1 protein-coding gene and 1 pseudogene are annotated in these 640 nt (G+C 39.2%); both read right to left on the bottom strand.

Translation table 11 applies throughout. The features are described from left to right. Nucleotides 1–143: 143 nt before the first annotated feature. Nucleotides 144–551, bottom strand: coding sequence for a hypothetical protein (locus ACFIK6_RS10185; protein ID WP_375642778.1), 408 nt, complete (start codon nt 549–551; stop codon nt 144–146). 12 nt (nt 552–563) lie between these two features. Further along, nucleotides 564–640: pseudogene (locus tag ACFIK6_RS10180) on the bottom strand (phage antirepressor Ant); the annotation flags it as partial.

Raw genomic sequence — 640 nt, 5'->3', positions numbered from 1 at the left:
TTTAAAAAAGTGGAATTTTTCATCTTGATTTCCTACATTGCGCGCAATTCCCCCGTGGCGTGAATCACGCTTGTGTTAAAAAATTGTTTGTGTGGTTAAAAACGGCTTATAGAGATACTATAAGATTAGTCGTTCGTATTTTCTCATCTGGTTTGTTCTCTAGTTGAGATGAGGTCAGTATTATCAACATGCCCATAAGCACCTGCATCATTGACAATGTATATAGCATCGCAGTTACCCAAAACACGTACATCACCGTAAACTTCTGTATATCCATAAAAATGTATACCCTCGTAAACTTCTGCATTACCAAAAACATGAGCATTATCAGAAATTTGTGCATCATCATAAACATGGGCACCTTCATAAACACATGCATTATCACCAACCCAGCAATCCCTTTCGTGACTTAAATTGCCCTCATGCTCTATAAAACCGCCTAAATCGCCTTTCTCGACGTTTCCAAAGTCTCGTAAGGCGCGAATGCGGTGGAGAGTTCTGCCATTAACTTCGATTGTTGCGTCTGTCAGTTCGTATTTCTTTTTTATCATAAGAACCTCCTCTTAATGCATGGTTTGTCTTTTAAGCTCTTGAGACAGCACACCAATTCCTTTTGCTGTGATTTTTGCGCAAGGAATGA

This window comes from Bartonella sp. AS69XJJH, from assembly GCF_042195585.1.
Taxonomy (GTDB): domain Bacteria; phylum Pseudomonadota; class Alphaproteobacteria; order Rhizobiales; family Rhizobiaceae; genus Bartonella.
The sequence above is the reverse complement of the archived record's forward strand: the minus strand, read 5'-3'. Positions and strand labels throughout refer to the sequence as shown.